General features: G+C 66.4%; 16 protein-coding genes. 6 read left to right on the top strand and 10 right to left on the bottom strand.

Annotated elements, in window-relative coordinates; all coding sequences use genetic code 11:
• The first annotated feature begins 23 nt into the window (after positions 1 to 23).
• Both AC2EAL_RS05930 and hemH read left to right on the top strand, forming a co-directional pair.
• A complete protein-coding gene (locus tag AC2EAL_RS05930; protein WP_484723242.1) occupies positions 24 to 863 on the top strand; it encodes a methyltransferase domain-containing protein in 840 nt (279 codons plus the stop codon).
• A 51-nt stretch (positions 864 to 914) separates the two neighbouring features.
• The gene (hemH, locus tag AC2EAL_RS05925; protein ID WP_484723241.1) at positions 915 to 2,015 is read left to right on the top strand and encodes a ferrochelatase; all 1,101 of its coding nucleotides are present in this window, start codon (positions 915 to 917) and stop codon (positions 2,013 to 2,015) included.
• Positions 2,016 to 2,228: 213 nt separating this feature from the next.
• Here hemH and AC2EAL_RS05920 read toward each other — a convergent pair whose 3' ends face one another.
• Entirely contained in the window at positions 2,229 to 2,681 is a 453-nt protein-coding gene (locus AC2EAL_RS05920) for a cupin domain-containing protein (protein WP_484723240.1), read from the bottom strand.
• Between the two features lie 148 nt (positions 2,682 to 2,829).
• Here AC2EAL_RS05920 and lhpI point away from each other — a divergent pair, with 148 nt between their 5' ends.
• Positions 2,830 to 4,599 carry a cis-3-hydroxy-L-proline dehydratase gene (gene lhpI / locus AC2EAL_RS05915; RefSeq protein ID WP_484723239.1) on the top strand — a complete coding sequence of 590 codons (1,770 nt, stop codon included), beginning with the start codon at positions 2,830 to 2,832 and terminating at the stop codon, positions 4,597 to 4,599.
• 60 nt (positions 4,600 to 4,659) lie between these two features.
• Here the strand turns inward: lhpI and AC2EAL_RS05910 are convergent, their stop codons facing one another.
• Positions 4,660 to 5,253, bottom strand: coding sequence for a L,D-transpeptidase (locus tag AC2EAL_RS05910; protein ID WP_484723238.1), 594 nt, complete (start codon positions 5,251 to 5,253; stop codon positions 4,660 to 4,662).
• A 177-nt stretch (positions 5,254 to 5,430) separates the two neighbouring features.
• On the opposite strand from AC2EAL_RS05910, the gene dalA reads away from it, so the two are divergent.
• Complete coding sequence (gene dalA, locus AC2EAL_RS05905) at positions 5,431 to 5,937, top strand: divisome-associated lipoprotein DalA (RefSeq protein ID WP_484723237.1); 507 nt, start codon at positions 5,431 to 5,433, stop codon at positions 5,935 to 5,937.
• Between the two features lie 48 nt (positions 5,938 to 5,985).
• Here the strand turns inward: dalA and AC2EAL_RS05900 are convergent, their stop codons facing one another.
• The 7 genes from AC2EAL_RS05900 to hslO all read right to left on the bottom strand — a co-directional run bounded on the left by AC2EAL_RS05900 (position 5,986) and on the right by hslO (position 14,611).
• A complete protein-coding gene (locus AC2EAL_RS05900) occupies positions 5,986 to 6,477 on the bottom strand; it encodes a L,D-transpeptidase family protein (RefSeq protein ID WP_484723236.1) in 492 nt (163 codons plus the stop codon).
• A gap of 100 nt (positions 6,478 to 6,577) precedes the next feature.
• Complete coding sequence (locus AC2EAL_RS05895) at positions 6,578 to 7,792, bottom strand: class I SAM-dependent RNA methyltransferase (protein WP_484723235.1); 1,215 nt, start codon at positions 7,790 to 7,792, stop codon at positions 6,578 to 6,580.
• Entirely contained in the window at positions 7,789 to 9,645 is a 1,857-nt protein-coding gene (locus tag AC2EAL_RS05890; protein ID WP_484723234.1) for an ABC transporter ATP-binding protein, read from the bottom strand. Before AC2EAL_RS05890 ends, AC2EAL_RS05895 begins: the two co-directional genes overlap by 4 nt.
• Positions 9,646 to 9,756: 111 nt before the next feature.
• A complete protein-coding gene (locus AC2EAL_RS05885) occupies positions 9,757 to 11,604 on the bottom strand; it encodes an ABC transporter ATP-binding protein (protein WP_484723233.1) in 1,848 nt (615 codons plus the stop codon).
• A gap of 157 nt (positions 11,605 to 11,761) precedes the next feature.
• Positions 11,762 to 12,904 (bottom strand): CCA tRNA nucleotidyltransferase, encoded by a 1,143-nt coding sequence (locus tag AC2EAL_RS05880; protein WP_484723406.1) that lies wholly within the window; start codon positions 12,902 to 12,904, stop codon positions 11,762 to 11,764.
• A 130-nt stretch (positions 12,905 to 13,034) separates the two neighbouring features.
• Positions 13,035 to 13,631 carry a CoA pyrophosphatase gene (locus tag AC2EAL_RS05875; protein WP_484723232.1) on the bottom strand — a complete coding sequence of 199 codons (597 nt, stop codon included), beginning with the start codon at positions 13,629 to 13,631 and terminating at the stop codon, positions 13,035 to 13,037.
• A complete protein-coding gene (hslO, locus tag AC2EAL_RS05870; RefSeq protein WP_484723231.1) occupies positions 13,628 to 14,611 on the bottom strand; it encodes an Hsp33 family molecular chaperone HslO in 984 nt (327 codons plus the stop codon). The genes AC2EAL_RS05875 and hslO overlap by 4 nt, the downstream gene beginning before the upstream one ends.
• 79 nt (positions 14,612 to 14,690) lie before the next feature.
• Between hslO and AC2EAL_RS05865 the strand changes: the two genes are divergently transcribed.
• Positions 14,691 to 15,128, top strand: coding sequence for an NUDIX hydrolase (locus AC2EAL_RS05865; protein WP_484723230.1), 438 nt, complete (start codon positions 14,691 to 14,693; stop codon positions 15,126 to 15,128).
• Here the strand turns inward: AC2EAL_RS05865 and AC2EAL_RS05860 are convergent.
• Entirely contained in the window at positions 15,060 to 16,367 is a 1,308-nt protein-coding gene (locus AC2EAL_RS05860) for a PP2C family protein-serine/threonine phosphatase (RefSeq protein ID WP_484723229.1), read from the bottom strand. The genes AC2EAL_RS05865 and AC2EAL_RS05860 overlap by 69 nt on opposite strands.
• 170 nt (positions 16,368 to 16,537) lie before the next feature.
• Between AC2EAL_RS05860 and AC2EAL_RS05855 the strand changes: the two genes are divergently transcribed.
• Entirely contained in the window at positions 16,538 to 16,876 is a 339-nt protein-coding gene (locus tag AC2EAL_RS05855; protein WP_484723228.1) for an Hpt domain-containing protein, read from the top strand.
• Position 16,877: the final 1 nt, after the last annotated feature.

Below are 16,877 nucleotides of genomic sequence, written 5' to 3'. Positions count from 1 at the left end.
TTCGCCCTCCTAAAGTCCCGCCGATGAATGACGCCCCGATCCTGACCGACCGGCTGACCCTGGCCCGCCACCGCGCCCGCGCCCTTTCCCAGCCGGGTCACGACGCGGCGATGTTCCTGCACCGGCTTGCCCTGACCGATATTCAGGAAAGACTCACCGAGGTTAACAGACTCTTTACAGCACCCGCCGTGGTGAGCGGTTTTCCCGAAATCTGGCAGGATGTGTGTCCCGGTGCCCTGCCCGTGGCGGATACCGAGGTGCTGGACCTGCAGCCCGGCGCGCATGACCTGATCGTGCATGCGATGGCGCTGCATTGGGCGAATGACCCATTGGGCCAGCTGGTGCAGTGCCGCCGGGCGCTGCAGCCGGACGGTCTGCTGATCGCCGTCCTGCCGGGGGGACGCAGTCTGCACGAGCTGCGATCGGCCCTGGCCGAGGCCGAGGCGCGGGTGACGGACGGGCTCTCGCCGCGCGTGGTGCCGATGGGCGAGATCCGCGACCTGGGCGGGCTGATGCAGCGGGCGGGCTTTGCCCTGCCGGTGGCAGACAGCCTGAACCAGGTCGTCGAGTACCGGGACTTCCCGACCCTGATGGCCGACCTGCGCGCCTCGGGCGAGACGAATGCTCTGGCGGGCCGCCTGCGCCGCTTTACCGGACGGGCGGTGCTGGCCATGGCAGCGGCGGTCTATTGCGAAAACTTCGCCACGCCCGAGGGCCGCCTGCCCGCCACGGTCGAGCTGGTTTTCCTGACCGGCTGGGCCCCGCACGAAAGCCAGCAACAGCCGCTCCGCCCCGGTTCGGCAAAGGCGCGGCTGGCGGATGCGCTGCGGGTTCCAGAGACACCCCTGCCCAAAGACGGTTGACCCCGCCGATCAACCCCTTATGTCCCCACCTGAACCATTGGGAAGAAGATCATGCTGGATGCCCGGAGCACTGCCGTGACGGGGACCGACGTCACCCCGGGCGAGGGCCGCCTCGCCCACGCCCCCGCCGACCACCCCAAGGTGCGCCGGGCGAAGATCGGGGTGCTGCTTGCCAACCTCGGCACGCCGGACGCCTATGACTACTGGTCGATGCGGCGCTATCTGAACGAGTTCCTGTCGGACAAGCGGGTGGTCGACATCCCGGACTGGAAGTGGCAGCCGCTTTTGCAGCTCATCATCCTGTCGCGGCGGCCCTTCACCAGTGGCGCGAACTACAAGCTGATCTGGAACGAGGAGCTGAACGAAAGCCCGCTTTTGACCATCACCAAGGCCCAGACGGCGGCGATTGCGGCGGTGATGGCCGAGAGGCATGGGGCGGAGGTCATGGTCGACTTCTGCATGCGCTATGGCAACCCTTCGACCGACGCGAAGGTGCGGGCGATGGTCGCGGCGGGGTGCGAGAAGGTGCTGTTCTTCCCGCTGTATCCTCACTACGCCGGGGCGACCTCGGCCACCGCGAATGACCAGTTCTTCCGGGCGCTGATGAAGGAAAAGCGGCAGCCGGCGGTGCGGACCGTGGCGGAGTATTTCGACCATCCCCTCTATATCGACGCGCTGGCGAAGTCGGTGGAGGCGGCCTATGCGGGGCTGGACCACCGGCCCGACGTGCTGGTGGCGAGCTATCACGGGATGCCGAAGCGGTACCTGATGGAGGGCGACCCCTACCACTGTCAGTGTGCCAAGACCTCGCGGTTGCTGCGGGAGCGGCTGGGGTGGGAGAAGGGGTCGATCGACACGACCTTCCAGTCGGTCTTTGGCCGGGAGGAGTGGCTGCGGCCGTACACGGTCGAGCATGTGGCGGAGCTGGCGAAGCAGGGGAAAAAGCGGATCGCGGTGATGGCGCCGGCCTTCAGTGCCGACTGCATCGAGACGCTGGAAGAGATCAACGGGGAGATCCGCGAGGCCTTCGAACATGCCGGGGGGGAGGAGTTCACCTACATCCCCTGCCTGAACGATGATGCGGCCCATATTCAGGCGCTGGTCGCGGTGATCGAGGAGAACCTGGGGGGGTGGCTGCCCCGGAAGGGGTGATGTGTCCACGGTGGACACTTGCCAATTTTTAGTGCGATCGCAAGCACTTGCCATTTTCTGTTAGGGTGGCCTTAACCATCTCGGATCCGCCGTCCCAGTGTCCGCCACATGACATAAGGTGCCCGGTCTGCCTTAGGTGTGCCCACAGCTGCTTGGGGGAAGGCCCGTCCGGCAGCTTTGCGGACGAAGCGGTCATTCAAACAGGCGCCCGTCCTAGATTGGCGTTCCATCCAGCCGCGTAAAGCGGCGGCCCGATGGGTCGTGATACATGATCACGTCATGGTCGGGATAATGAACTGCTCCCGACAAAGCACGGCTGCCGATCACCAACATCACCGCATCAGCCGATGATCTGTTCTCTAAGCAGTGGGCAATCGCCGACCCTGCGCGCCAACCCGCCGCATCACCGGTGCGCAGAATTGTCTCGGTCTCCTCGATCAAGACCAGTTCGCCGGAGAGTATGTAGACAAACTCGTCTTCTGTTTCGTGCCAATGTCGATGCGATGACCTTGAGCGAGGAGGCAATCGTTCAAGATGGACACCAAACTGCTGAAGGCCCACCTGGTCGCCAAGTGGGATCATGGCTGATGGACCGTCGTCCTGCCCCGACAGCGGATTTGGGCCACCCGGGTCTTCGGTCCAAACGCGGTTCTCGATCTTGGGCAAACCGTTCTCCGTCGCTGCCGGCCAACCATAGCTTGTGATGAAGCTATCAACAACGTCCGCTAAGGGCTCAAAGCCGTCCCTTGACAGTTTCAGCCAGGGATGTCGCTCTTTCTGCTGATACCTGCTGCAGGTGGGTATCTTTTGTCAGGTGGCGAACACGAGCCTGCTGGCTGGCAAGCGTCAGGGGGACACGATGGCGGCTTCGATCCTGCGGGGAGTGCCCCTGATTTCCGGTCAGGCCAGTGGCGAGGTCCTGCATGCGGATGTCGGTCTCAGCTTCATGGGGGGCGTCGACGCGGCCTCGGGGCGAGTCATCGACGTGCATCATCCGCTGTGCGGGCAGTCGGTTGCCGGGAAGATTCTGGCCATTCCCAGCGGGCGGGGGTCGTGTTCGGGCAGTCTGGTGATCTTCGAACTGTTGATGAACGGCCATGCGCCGGCGGCCCTGGTGTTCCGGCACAAGGAGACGATCCTGACCCTGGGCGTGCTGATTGCTGCAGAGCTGTTCCAGCGCGGAATTCCGGTGTTGCAGCTGGATGAGGCGGGGTTTGCGGCGCTGGCGGGGGTGGGTCATGCGCGGATCGACGACGACAGGGTCGAGCCCACGGAGGGGCCGACCGCCATGCCTCCAGGCTTTGTGCTGCCCGAACCTGACCCAGCGGATTTCGCCCTGAGTGATCTGGACCGCCGCTTTCTGACCGGAGAGTTCGGCGAGGCGGGGCGCATTGCCATGCGGATCGTCCTGCAGACGGCGCGGATCGAGGGCGCGACGGAACTGGTCGACGTGGACATGGCACATCTGGACGGGGTCTTCTACCAGGGCCCGGCGGGCCTGCAGTTTGCGCGGAAGCTCTGTGATCTGGGGGCGCGGGTCCGGGTGCCGACGACGATGAACGCGATCTGCGTCGACCGGCGGAAGTGGCGGACGCAAGGGGTGGCCGAGGTCCTTGGCGAAGGCTCGGACGCGCTGGCGGATGCCTTTGTCGAGATGGGGGCGAAGCCGACCTATACCTGCGCGCCCTACCTGCTGGAGCCTTTCCCGAGGGCGGGCCAGAACATCGCCTGGGGGGAATCCAATGCGGTGGTCTTTGCCAATTCGGTCCTTGGGGCCCGGACGCTGAAGTATCCGGATTATCTGGATATTCTGGTCGCGATCACCGGGCGTGCTCCGCTGGCGGACTGCTATCTGGACTCCGGGCGCCGGGCGACGGTCCGGATCGACCTGCCGCCCCTGGGTGAGGTGGACGATCTGTTCTTTCCGCTTCTGGGCTATCACATCGGCAAGCTCGCGACGAACGAGATCCCGCTGATCTGCGGGCTGGAGGGGCGGGCGCTCAGTCCAGATGATCTTAAGGCGTTGGGGGCGGCCTTTGCCACGACCTCGGCCGCGCCAATGGTGCACATCCTGGGGATCACGCCCGAGGCCACTTCGGCGGAGGCGGTGCTGGGAGAGACGGTGCGCCAGGTGCAGGTGACGCGGGAAGACCTGGCCGAGACCTGGGCCGAGTTGAACATCGCAAAGACGCCGGATGTCGACCTGGTGGCGCTGGGCAATCCGCATTCTTCGCTGACGGAGATTGCGGCGTTGGCCCGGCTGTGTGCGGGGCGGCAGAAGGCGGACGGGGTCCGGCTGGTGGTCACCTGCGGGCGCGATGTGTTCGCCCGGGCCAAGGCGGCAGGGTTCATCGATCGGGTCCGCGCCTTTGGCGGCGAGGTGCTGAACGACACCTGCTGGTGTTTCATCGGCGAACCCGTCGTGCCGCCTTCGGCGCGCAACATCGCCACCAATTCGGGGAAGTACGCGCATTACGGGCCACCGGCTTTGGGCAAGCCCTTTCACTTCGCCAGTCTGGCGCGATGCGTGGACGCGGCCTGTACCGGCCGGATCGACATGACGCTGCCCGACTGGTGCACCTGAGAAAGCAAAGACCGCGAGGCGTTTCCGCCGCGCGGTCCAATCTGGGCCAGAGTCCAAACGTCAGATCAGGCGAACCTGCGTCCCGACCTTGGCGTATTCGTACAGCTCTTCGATGTGTTCGTTGTACAGCCCGATGCAGCCGTTCGACGAGCGGCGGCCGATCTTGCGGGTGTCATGCGTGCCGTGGACCCGGTAGTAGGTCCAGCCCAGATACAGCGCGCGGCTGCCAAGCGGATTGTCCGGCGCCCCGCCCTCGACCACATCGGGCCATTCCGGGTGGCGCTGCTTCATCGCGGCAGTCGGGCGCCAGGTCGGGTTCACGACCTTCTGGACGACCGAGGTCAGGCCGCGGCGGGTCAGTTCTTCCGACAGCGGGACCGAGGTCGGGTAGAGGCGGTAGATCGATTCATCTTCCGACCAGAAGTGCAGCGCACGCGAGGTGGTGTCGGCGAGGATCGCACCGTTCCGCAGGTTGTCGAAGTAGTCCCGCCACTGCAGGATGCGGAAGCTGGAGACGTTGTTGCGGACCGAGGCCGAAGCCGGCTGGGTGAATTCGGTGCTGCCGTCCTGGGCGAAAGCCGGCAGGGCGGCCAGACCGGCGGTGCCCACCATTCCCCCTAGAACCGCGCGACGGTCAATCTTGCCGTTCGCCATGGCTGATACTCCTGCAAGTTGGTCTTTCGCCGGGGATATAACGGCATTGTGCGCAAGGCGCAAATCAAACACCTGTCAGCAGCCGCCGATTGGCGAGATGCCCGTTTGAACCTGCCGCAAGCTTCCGCTAAGAGGGGCCGGACGGCCGCGTGAGACGGCGATGGACTGGTGGACAGAATGAACAGACGCATTTTCCTGCTGGCGGGCGCTGGCATGACACTGGCAGCCTGCAGCACGACAAGTGCCCCGCAAGTCGGTGCAGATGGCAGGCCCCTGCCCCGCGTCTACCGGATCGGCGATCCGCGGGCGGTGTCGTTCCGCTTTCTGGACGCGATGAACACGCTGCGGTCGGCGAAGGGTCTGCCGCAGGTCAGCTTTGACGCAAGCCTGAACGCCGCAGCGGCGACGCATGCCCGTGACATGTCGGTGCAGAACCGGCCATGGCATTTCGGGTCGGACGGGTCCTCGCCGCTGGTCCGTGCACAGCGGGCCGGGTTCGCCGGGCGGCTTCTGGGTGAGAACATCTCGGAGACCTACGAGACCGAGCTGGAGACGCTGTCGTCCTGGATGGCGCGCGACGACACGCGGGTTGTGATCATGGACCCGCTGGCGACGCGGCTGGGCTTTGCCTGGTTCCAAGAGCCGGGCGGCAAGATCTGGTGGACGATGCTGACCGGCGCGTGATCCTGCTGTCAGCGAACGGATCGGGGGCCTGCGGGCCCCCTTTTTCGTTCAGGGCAGGATGATGATCGGGGTGCCTGGGTTCACCATCGAATAGACCCGCTCCATTTCCTTGTCGGTCAGCGCGATGCAGCCCCAGGTCCAGTCGCGGCGGCTGACGCGTTCGTTCGGGCCGCCGTGGATGAAGATCTCGCCCCCCGGGTCCTTGCCCTGGGATTCGGCAAAGGCGATGTCAGCCTCGTTCGGGTAGGAGATGTGCAGCGACAGGTGGAACTTGGAATCCGGGTTCTTGTGGCTGATGAAGTACTGGCCCTCGGGCGTCTTGCCGTCGCCTTCGAACTGCTTGTGGCCGGTGGGTTCGAAGCCAAGCGCGATGTCGTAGGACTTCAGCACCTTGTCATGGTGGAAGAGATACATCTTGCGGCTGGACTTGTGGACCTGGATCTGGGTGACCTCGGGGCCATTGTAACGCTTGAACTTTGAACCGCAGCCCGAAAGGCCGAGGGCGATCACCAGGATCGCAAATACCTTGAGAAACCGCATTTCGTGTCCGCCTGACGACTGCCCGTATTTTTTTCCAATGGATACAGGAAACTGGCCGCTTTGCCTAGACGGCTGGCGGGGCGCGGGGATCACGGAATTGTCAGGGGCGCGACAGGCGGGCGACAAGCTCGATATGGGTGGACCAGCGGAACTGGTCGACGACCTGCACCCAGTCGAGCCGGTAGCCTGCGGCAGTCAGGGCCCTGGCGTCGCGCGCGAAGGTGACGGGGTTGCAGGAGACGGCGGCGATCACGGGAATTTTCGAGGCGGCAAGAGTAGCGGTCTGCGCCTCGGCCCCGGCGCGTGGGGGGTCGATGACGGCGGCGGTGAAGCCGTTCAACTCGTCGGGTTCGAGGGGGCGGCGGAAGAGGTCGCGGGTTTCCACGCTGATGCGGTGGAGGTCCGGGGTGTTGCGGGCGGCAAGGTCAAGCGCCTTGGTCATCGCGGCGTCGCCTTCGACGGCGTGGACCTCCATCGTCTCGGCCAGCGGCAGGGTGAAGGTGCCGACGCCGGAGAAGAGATCGACCACGCGTTTCTGGGGGCCGAGGGCTTGTTTGACGGCTTGGAGGAGGGCGGCCTCGCCTTCTAGCGTCGCTTGCAGGAAGGCCCCGGCTGGGGGGACGACGGTGGCGGTGCCCATCGTGAGGGCGGGTCGGTCGCGGAGGGCCACCGTTTCGCCGTCCCAGGTCAGGCGGGAGAAGCCGTGGGTTTCGACAAGGCGGGCGAGGTCGAGGCGGAGGTTGGCGTCAAGGGGTTTGCCGCCGGTGACCACAACGTCGGGGCCGCCTCGGGTGAGGGTGACCTGGAGCGAAAGCTCGGTGGTGCGGGAGCCGCCGGCCATCACCAGCGCCTGCAGGCCGGGGAAGGCGGCAAGGATGCCGGGGTGGAGGAGCTGGCAGTCGGGGACTTCGGCGATGGTGTCCGAGGCGCGGGCGTGGAAGCCGATCAGGACTCCGCCCTTGGTGCGGCGGGCCGAGAGCGTGGCGCGGCGGCGGGACCGTGCCGGGGAGGTCACCAGCGGGAGAAAGTCGGCGCTGAGGCCTTGTCCGGCGAAAGCGATCTGGACGACCTCTTGCTTCCACCCTGCCACGAAGGCGTCAGAGGCGTGCTGGAGTTGGCAGCCACCGCAGGCGCGGGCGTGGCGGCAGGGGGGTTTCACACGGTTGACCGAGGGGGTGACGATCTTGGGGTCGGTCAGGCGGTCGCCGTCGGGCGTGCCTTCGACGACCTCACCGGGCAGGGTGCCGGGGACATAGATAGGACCCGGGGCGATGCCGTGCCCAAGGTGCCCAAGCCGGTCGATGGTGACGATCACTCTGCCGCTTCCGCTTCTTCGTCTTCGGTGCCGATGAAGCCGCCTGATTGCCGCTTCCAGTAGCGCGCGTAAAGCCCGTCCTTCGCGAGAAGCTCATCATGGCTGCCGACCTCAACAATCCGGCCACGGTCAAGGACGATGATCCGGTCCATCGCGGCGATGGTTGACAGGCGGTGGGCGATGGCCAGCACCGTCTTGCCCTGCATCACGCGGCCCAGGGCCTCCTGGATCGAGGCTTCGACTTCGGAGTCGAGCGCCGAGGTCGCCTCGTCCAGCACCAGGATCGGCGCGTCCTTCAGGAAGGCGCGGGCAAGCGCGATGCGCTGGCGCTGGCCGCCGGAAAGCTTCACCCCGCGTTCGCCCAGGAAGGCGTCGTAGCCCTTGCGGTTCTGGTGGTCGAGCATTCCGACAATAAATTCATCGGCTTCGGCGGCCTTGGCGGCGGCGATGATCTCTGCCTCCGACGCCTCAGGTCGGCCGTAGGCGATGTTGTCGCGGGCCGAGCGGTTGAACATCGCGGTTTCCTGCGTGACCATGCCGATCTGCTTGCGCAGGCTCTCTTGCGTGACTTTGCGAAGGTCGAAACCGTCCACCGTGATGCGGCCTTCTTCGGGGTCGTAGAGGCGGAGGAGGAGGGAGACGAGCGAGGATTTTCCGGCTCCGCTTGCCCCGACGATGCCCAGCTTTTCCCCGGCGCGGATGGTCAGGTCGATGCCCTGCACGCCGCCGCGCTGGCGGCCGTAGGCGAAGGTGACGCCGTCAAAGCGGATGTCGCCCTTGATACGGGGGAGCGTCTGAGCATCGGGGGCATCGGCGAGGGTGTGGGGGACGGAAAGGGTGCGCATGCCGTCCTCGACCTCGCCCACCGAGGTGTAGATCGACATGAGGGTAAAGCTGACCCAGCCCGACATCTGCGCGATGCGCATGGCGATGGCGCCCGAGGCGGCGATGTCGCCGGCGGTGGCCTGGCCCTGCTGCCAAAGGAGGACCGAGCCGCCGATCAGGAGAACCGGGAGGACGCCCGCGAGAAGCATGAGGCTGAAGCGGAACCAGGTGGAGATGACCCCGAATTCAAGCGAGCGGTCGCGGAAGACCTCCATCGCGTCCAAGGCCACGCGGTCCTCGAAGGCGGCGTGGGCGAAAAGCTTGACCGTCTTGATGTTGGTGATCGTGTCGACGACCTGGCCCGAGACCATGGCGCGGCTGGAGGCGCGGGCGGCGGAGTTCACCCGCACCTTCGGCATGAAATAGCGGATCAGGAACAGGTAGGCGACCAGCCAGACGGCAAGCGCAGTGGCCACGGTGGCGTCGACGACCAGCAGGAAGACGACCGAGCCGATGACGGAGGCGAGCGCAAAGCAGACGGTGTTGATGACTTCGGTCGCGACATCGGTGACGGCGCGGGCAGCCTGCATCTGTTTCTGCGCGATGCGCCCGGCGAAGTCGTTGTCGAAGAAGGTGACGGCCTGGCCCAGCGTCCAGCGGTGCAGACGCGACAGGACCAGCGGCATCACGTTCGGGCCGATGATGATGCTGTTCGAGGCCGAGGAGACGGCGAAGGCCAGGGGGCGGATGACGAGGTAGAAGGCGAGGAACCAGACGATCAGGGTCCAGTGCTGGGCGAAGAAGTCGGTCGGGCCGGAGTTGACGGCGGCGTCCACCACCCAGCCGAGGATGAGGGCGGAGACGACCTCGGTCACGCCCGCGAGCGAGGAGAGCACGCCCGCGACGATGAGCATCGGCCAGGAGCCCGACAGCGACCAGCGCATGAAGGCGCCCAGCCGTTGCGGTGGGGGGCCATCGGCGGGGCGGAAGGCATCGATGAGGGAGCCGAGGCTTTGAAGCGCGCTCATTGGGGTGAGGTAGGCCTGTGGGAGGGAAAGGGCAAGTGTCGGTCGGCAGGGACGGCTCGTCGATGACTTCGTCACTCCTCGCAGGGGGTGACGAAGTCGAACGACGAGGGGTTATTCGGCGGCTTCCTCTTCGAGGCCGATGAAGCCGCCGGACTGCCGCGCCCAGAAGCGGGCGTAGAGGCCGTTCTGGCGGAGGAGTTCGGCGTGGGGGCCGTCCTCGACCACTGCGCCGTCCTCCAGCACAACGATCCGGTCCATCGCGGCGATGGTGGAGAGGCGGTGGGCGATGGCGATCACCGTCTTGCCCTCCATCACGCCATAGAGCGCGCCCTGGATGGCGGCTTCGGCTTCGGAGTCCAGCGCCGAGGTCGCCTCGTCCAGGATCAGGATCGGCGCGTCCTTCAGGATCACGCGGGCGATGGCGACGCGCTGGCGCTGGCCGCCCGACAGCTTGACGCCGCGTTCGCCAACATGGGCGTCGTAGCCGCGGCGCGCCTGCGGGTCCTCCAGCGTGAGGATGAAGTCATGCGCTTCGGCCTTTTTCGCGGCGGCGATCATCATCTCTTCCGTGGCATCCGGGCGGCCGTAGAGGATGTTGTCGCGGACGGACCGGTGGAGGAGCGAGCTATCCTGCTGGACCATGCCGATCTGGCGGCGCAGGGATTCCTGCGTCACTTCGGCGATGTTCTGACCGTCGATCAGGATCGCGCCGCTTTCGGTGTCGTAGAAGCGCAGGATCAGCTTGACCAGCGTGGACTTCCCCGCGCCGGAGCGGCCGACGACGCCGATCTTCTCACCGGGGCGGATCGTCAGGGTGACATCGCGCAGGCCGCCGAAGCCGCGGCCGTAATGGTGGCTGACGTGCTGCAGCTGGATCAGGCCCCTGTCGAAGCGCAGCGCCGGGGCGTTCGGTCTGTCGACGAGGGTGATGGGCTGGGCGATCGTCTCCATCCCTTCGGCGAGCGTGCCGAGGTTCTGGGCGAGGTTCGTGGAGGCCCACATGATCCAGTAGGTCATCGAGTTGATGCGCAGGACCAGCGCCAGCGCAGCCGCCACCACGCCGACAGACGCCGTGCCCTGGACCCAGAACCACACCGCCAGGCCGCCGACGCCCAGGATCATCAGCCCGTTCAGGAAGGTCAGCGCCATGTCCATCTTGGTGACGATGCGCATTTCCGTCTGGAAGGTCTGGCGCGATTTCTCGATCGCTTCCTTGGCGTAGTTCAGCTCCTGGTCCTGGTTGGCGAAGAGCTTGACCGAATGGATGTTGGTGTAGCTGTCGACCACGCGACCGGTGACGGCGCTACGCGCGTCGCTGGAGGCCGTGGCGGCGGGACCGGCGCGGCGGATCGTCCAGCGCATGAGGAGCAGGTAGCCCGCGAACCACAGCAGCAGCGGGATCATCAGGCGCGGGTCGGCCTCGGCCAGCATGAGAAGCGCGCCGATGAAGGTGGCGGCGGCGAAGGCGGCCATGTCGAAGACCTGGAACACCGCCTCACCGGCGGCCGGGGGGGCCTGCATGATGCGGTTGGCGATACGGCCGGCGAAATCGCTTTCGAACCAGCCGACGGGCTGGCGGAGGACGTGCTTGTGCGCCCGCCAGCGCATCATGGTGCCGAAGTTCGTCATGATGGTGTTGTGCAGAAGCCCGACCGAGCCGCCTGCGACCAGCGGCCGGACGAACAGCACGATGAAGGCGACCACGGTCAGTTCCACCCAATGCGCGGCAAGGAAGCTGGCGGGGGTCTGGCCGGTCATCTGGTCGACGAGGCGGCCCAGGTACCAGATCATGCCCACGTCCAGCACGGCATTGCCGACCGAGAAGAGGGCGGTAACGGCAAAGACCTTACGGAAGGCCTGGACGTAATCCTTCAGGAACGGCCAGAGCCGCGTGGGGGGCGCGTCGGTTTCCGTATAGGGTTGATACGGATCGACGAGATTTTCGAAGAAGCGGAACATTGGGGGAAACCCTGGAAGGTGGCAGCGATGGGGTGAGGCGGTTGAGCGACCGCCACGACGGGACCGGTCAACTCAGGCGAGTCGAAACGAGATCCCGTAGTCCATGCTGAGCCTCCGTCATTGGGTGCGGCGTACTTAGCCGAATCGCGGCGGAATGTCACGCCCCTTTGAGCAGCTGCTCGCGGGTGAGGGTGAGGTCGGAGGCGAGCCAGCTTGCCTCCAGTTGCTTGAGCCGTGCCCCCAGCGCCTCGCCCTGAAGGGCTGGCATCAGGTCGGATGCAGTGATCGGAAAGCGCGCGCCGGCACCGCGGTGGACGTCGGCTTGCCAGTCCTGTGGGGGGTGGGTTCCGAAGGTGGCGGCGCGGGACAGGATGGCATCGGCGGCGAGGGCGTCGCCCAGCCGCCAGCCCAGCGCGGCGGGGGTCTCGGTGGTTTCGAACGCGGCGCGGAGGGCGGCGAGGTCGCGCGCCTCGGCCTTGGAGAGGCGCAGGTCGGCGGTCTCGCCGCCGAGGACAGCCAAGCGACGGAGCCAGCGGGGGGGCTCGGCGGCGTCGAGGTGGACAAGCGGGGCGAGGGTGCGGTGGTCCGCCCCGGGGACGATGCGCGTCAGGACACCTGCGTGAGACATGGCGGCGACGGCAGGGGCGGGGTCGCGGGCGGTCAGGAGTTTGCGCAATTCGGCAGTAATGCGTTCCTTCGAGATGCCGTCGAGGCCTTCGGCCAAAGCGGCGCAGGCGGCTAGGCCCTCGGGGTCGAGGCCTTCACTTGGGTCGCCGTAGGCGGCGTGGAAGCGGAAGAAGCGGAGGATGCGGAGATAATCCTCGCGGATGCGCGTCTCGGGGTCACCGACAAAGCGGACGCGGCGGGCTTGCAGGTCGGGAAGGCCGTGCAGGGGGTCGGTGACGGTGCCGTGGCGGTCGGCGTAAAGCGCGTTCATCGTGAAGTCGCGGCGTTGGGCGTCTTCCTCGATCTTGGTCGAGAAGGCCACGACGGCGCGGCGGCCATCGGTTTCGACGTCGCGGCGGAAGGTGGTGACTTCGTGCGGCTTGCCCCCGGCCACGACGGTGACGGTGCCGTGGTCGATGCCGGTGGGGACGGGTTTGAAGCCTGCGGCGTCGGCAAGGGTTGAGACGGTTTCGGGCGTTGCGTCGGTGGAGATGTCGACGTCGCTGACGGGTTCGTGGAGGAGCGCGTTGCGGACGCAGCCGCCGACGAAAAGCGCCTTGTGGCCAGCTGTTTCCAGCGCCTGCATCAGGGCTTGCGTGCCCGGATGGTCCAGCCAGTCGCCGGTGATGGTGATGGGTGAAGCGGTCATGAGGGCAGGATAGGGGCGGATTCGCGCGACGGATAGGGGTGCGCTTGCTGCCGGCCCCCGGGGCGCTGCCCCGGACCCCGGGATATTTGTGGACATAGAATGGAGAGAGGGAGCGCTAGTCCTGCACCCGGTCCGCCAACCCCCGCAGGATACGCGCGGTGGCGCCCCAGATGTAATAGGGGCCGTACGGGACGGCGTAGTAGCGGCGCCAGACGCCCATCCATTGCCGCCTCTCGATGGCGAAGCGGGCGGGGGTGAGGACGTGGGTGAGGGGGACGGTAAAGACTTCCTCGACTTCGCCTGCCTCGGGGACCGGGTCGAAGGGGCCACGGATCAGGCCGACGAAGGGGGTGACGGCGAAGCCGGTGACGGTTTCGTGGACCGGGAGGGTGCCGAGGATCTCGACGCGTTCAGGTGGCAGGCCGATTTCTTCGTGCGTTTCACGCAGGGCGGCGGCTTCGGGGCTGGCGTCTGTGGGGTCGACCTTGCCGCCCGGAAAGGCGATCTGGCCGGGGTGGTGCTTCAGGTGCGAGGAGCGTTTGGTCAGGATCAGGCGGGGGCCGTCCTCGCGCAACCAGACCGGGACCAGCACGGCGGCGGGGCGGAGGGGCTTGTCGGTGGCGTGACGGATGCCGGGGTTCAGGTCGAAATCCGAGGACGGCCCGGCGGGGCGGGCAAGCGCCTGGCGCAGGGCGTCCTCGGGGTTGGTCACGGTTTGACGGCCTCGAACCCCAGGGTCTTGGGGTCCAACTCATAGTGCTTGCCGCAGAACTGGCAGTCGGCGGTGACGACGCCTTCGGCGGTGGTCATCTGGGCGATGTCCTTCTGGCTGTAGATCGACATGGTGTTGCGCACCTTGTCCTCGGAGCACGAGCAGCCGAAACGGACCGGCTGGGCGTCGAAGACGCGGGGGCCTTCCTTGTGAAAGAGGCGGACGAGGAGGTCGGTGGGCGGGACCGAGGGGCCGATCATCTCGAGCGTTTCGACGGTGTCGAGGAGGAGGTTCGCGCGGTTCCAGTCGTCGGATTCGGCGCCGCCCAGGATGTCGGCATGGGTCAGAAGGCCGCCCTCGCCGCTGCCCTGTTCGGCGGCGACACCGCCCACGGCGGGCATGTGCTGCAGCATGATGCCGCCGGCGCGCCAATGCATCGGGCGGCCGGGCTCGGTGCTTTCGCCGTAGGCGAGCTGGAAGCGGGTCGGGATCTGTTCGGACTGGGCGAAGTAGGTCTGGGCGCAGTCGGACAGGCTTTTCCCGGCGATGGGGGTGAAGCCCTGGTAGGGCAGCATGCCTTCGCCCTGGTCGATCATCACGGCGAAGTAGCCCTCACCGATCTGGGAGAAGGGGTCGGCGTTCGGGTCAAGCCGGTCGGCATCGTAGCTCGCGTAGGCGCGGATGCGGGCGGGCTCGCCTTCCCTGGTCGGGCCGTAGTAGTCGGTGGCGATCAGGCGCGCGGCGCCCTTGCCGCGGACCTGCAGCGACAGCTTCCAGCGCAGCTTGATGGTCTGGCCGATGAGGGCGGTGAGCAGCGCGGTTTCGGCGACAAGGGCTTCGATCACCGAGGGGTAGGCGTGCTGCTTCAGGACCTGGTCAAGCACGCCGTCCAGGCGCGCGACGCGGCCGCGGATGCCCGAGGCGTCAAGCTGAAATGGCAGGACGGTATCGTCCCAGGCGATTTGCGAACCGGTGGTCATGGGGGTTTCCTGAAAGTGCCAAATGCTGGCATACTGCGCCTATATAGGCAGGGCAACCGAAGGTCCAAGGGGTGCGGGAATGATCCGGCGGTATGGCGAGGCGGTGAAGGCGGGGCAGCGGTACACGCGGCGGCCGGGGGTCTATGCGGTGCTGCTGGACGGGGATCACATCCTGGCGACGCACCAGGCCGAGCCGGTGCCGGAGTTCCAGCTGCCGGGCGGCGGGATCGACAGGGGAGAGCAGCCGATCGCGGCGCTGCACCGTGAAGTGTTTGAGGAAACGGGCTGGAAGATCTCGGTGACCAGGCGGCTGGGGGCGTTCCGGCGGTTCACCTACATGCCTGAATATGACCTCTGGGCCGAGAAGGTCTGTACCGTATTCCTGGCCCGCCCGGTGCGGCGGCTGGGGCCACCGAGCGAGCCCGGGCATACCGCAGTTTGGCTGCCGCTAGAACAGGCGGTGGACCGGCTGGGCAATCCCGGGGACCGGGGCATGTTGGCCCGATTCCTGCGGTAGGAAGTCGACCACCACGCCGGAGACGTCGTCGGGAAACGAATCGGTGCCGGATTTCCGCGACAGGTCCCAGACCAGCGCCTCAAGCAGGTCGGCGCCAGACAGGTGCGCTGACCGGCGCAGGCTGTCGGCGAGCCCGTCCTGACCGAAGTCGCCACCGGACGGCAGCGGGCATTCGGTGAAGCCATCCGACACCAGGACCAGCCGGTCCCCCGGCGCGAAGGGCAGCGTCAGCCGTTCGAACCTGGCCTCGGACAGAAGGCCCACGGGGAGCCCGCCACGGCCCAGCTGTTCCAGCCGACCGTCGGCGCGGATCAGCATCGGATGCGGATGCCCGGCCTGCACCAGGTCGATCCCGCCCCGGGCCAGGTCGACCATCACGATGGCCATGGTAAAGTACTGGTCGGCCTGGATTTCATCCAGCATCAGCCGGTTGAAGCGTTCGACGACCGACTCGGGCGGCAGAAGGTCGTGGCCACCATCGGCCCGCTTGGCAAAGGCAAGGTTCTGTTCCGGCGACGAGCCGGTCAGCAAGCCCGCAAGCCGCGCGGTCATCATCGCCGAGGCCACGCCATGGCCCGAGACGTCGATCGAATAGGCGACGAAACGGTTGTCATCGACCTGGAAGCTGCCGACCAGGTCACCGCCGACCCGCCCCGAGTTGCGCAGAAGCAGCGAAACCTTGGCCCGGCCATAGTCGCGCACCCGGTCGCGGACCAGGGTCTGTTGCAGCTTTCGCGCCTCGATCAGGTCGCGGTCGAGCGAATCATAAAGCTTCTGCAGTTCCGCCAGCGTCGCGCTGATGACCCGGTTCTTGGCCAGTACCTCAGCCTGCATGGCGAGCATCCGTTCCCCCGCGCGGAGCCGGGCGCGCAGTTCGTTCGAGGCGACGGGCTTGGTCATGAAATCGTCGGCCCCGGCTTCCAGGCCATCGGCGATTTCGGTCTTTTCCGACTTGGAGGTCAGCAGGATGAAATAGCCATAGGCCTCACGGCGCAACCCACGGAATTCACGGCAGAATTCCAGACCTGTCATCCCCGGCATCATCCAGTCGCTGATGATGATGTCGATGTCCTGTTCGCGGCAGAGTGCCAGTGCGGCCTGGCCCGAGTCGCATTCGCTGACCCGATAGCCCCAGCGGTTAAGCTGCATCGCCACCATATGGCGCTGCGCCCGGCTGTCATCGACCACCAGGACATGCCGTGGCGCATCGCCGGCCTGCATCTCTGATTCAACCCTCATCGCGGCGGGTAACACGTGAACCTCTTCCAACTTGTGGGTCCAACGTGCCGGGCAGGCCTTAACGCCGGATGAAGGATAAAATGCGCGGCATCTCGTTCGGGCTGAGCGAGAATTTGTTAACGCTCGGCCCCCCAGATTGGCCGGACGGGAATTGCTTGCGGGTATCGGCGATGATCGACTGGCAACAGATTGACGAATTGCGGGACGAAATCGGGGCCGAGGGCTTTGCCGAAGTGGTCGACATGTTCCTTGAGGAAGCGGAAGGCGCTGTCGCCGCCCTTTCGCGCGGGATTCCTGCGGAAGAGGTGGAAGGGACGTTGCACTTTCTGAAGGGCAGCGCGCTGAACCTTGGCCTGACGGACCTGGCCGCCATCTGCCAGGAAGGTGAGCGTCGCGCCGCTGCCGGGGACGGTGCTCTGGTCGATTTTGCGATGGTTGTCTCGGTCTACCGCACGTCGCGCGCAGCGTTGATCGGCGGGCTGTCGAAAGACCGGGTCGGCGCTGCCTGAG

The sequence above is a fragment of the Tabrizicola sp. T74 genome (assembly GCF_057219935.1).
The sequence above is the reverse complement of the archived record's forward strand: the minus strand, read 5'-3'. Positions and strand labels throughout refer to the sequence as shown.

Excerpts from the sequence above, each read along its gene's own strand:
- AC2EAL_RS05930 (WP_484723242.1), top strand. The coding sequence starts at position 24 with ATGAATGACGCCCCGATCCTGACCGACCGGCTGACCCTGGCCCGCCAC.
- hemH (WP_484723241.1), top strand. The coding sequence starts at position 915 with ATGCTGGATGCCCGGAGCACTGCCGTGACGGGGACCGACGTCACCCCG.
- AC2EAL_RS05910 (WP_484723238.1), bottom strand. The coding sequence starts at position 5,253 with ATGGCGAACGGCAAGATTGACCGTCGCGCGGTTCTAGGGGGAATGGTG.
- dalA (WP_484723237.1), top strand. The coding sequence starts at position 5,431 with ATGAACAGACGCATTTTCCTGCTGGCGGGCGCTGGCATGACACTGGCA.
- AC2EAL_RS05900 (WP_484723236.1), bottom strand. The coding sequence starts at position 6,477 with ATGCGGTTTCTCAAGGTATTTGCGATCCTGGTGATCGCCCTCGGCCTT.
- AC2EAL_RS05890 (WP_484723234.1), bottom strand. The coding sequence starts at position 9,645 with ATGAGCGCGCTTCAAAGCCTCGGCTCCCTCATCGATGCCTTCCGCCCC.
- AC2EAL_RS05885 (WP_484723233.1), bottom strand. The coding sequence starts at position 11,604 with ATGTTCCGCTTCTTCGAAAATCTCGTCGATCCGTATCAACCCTATACG.
- hslO (WP_484723231.1), bottom strand. The coding sequence starts at position 14,611 with ATGACCACCGGTTCGCAAATCGCCTGGGACGATACCGTCCTGCCATTT.
- AC2EAL_RS05865 (WP_484723230.1), top strand. The coding sequence starts at position 14,691 with ATGATCCGGCGGTATGGCGAGGCGGTGAAGGCGGGGCAGCGGTACACG.
- AC2EAL_RS05860 (WP_484723229.1), bottom strand. The coding sequence starts at position 16,367 with ATGAGGGTTGAATCAGAGATGCAGGCCGGCGATGCGCCACGGCATGTC.
- AC2EAL_RS05855 (WP_484723228.1), top strand. The coding sequence starts at position 16,538 with ATGATCGACTGGCAACAGATTGACGAATTGCGGGACGAAATCGGGGCC.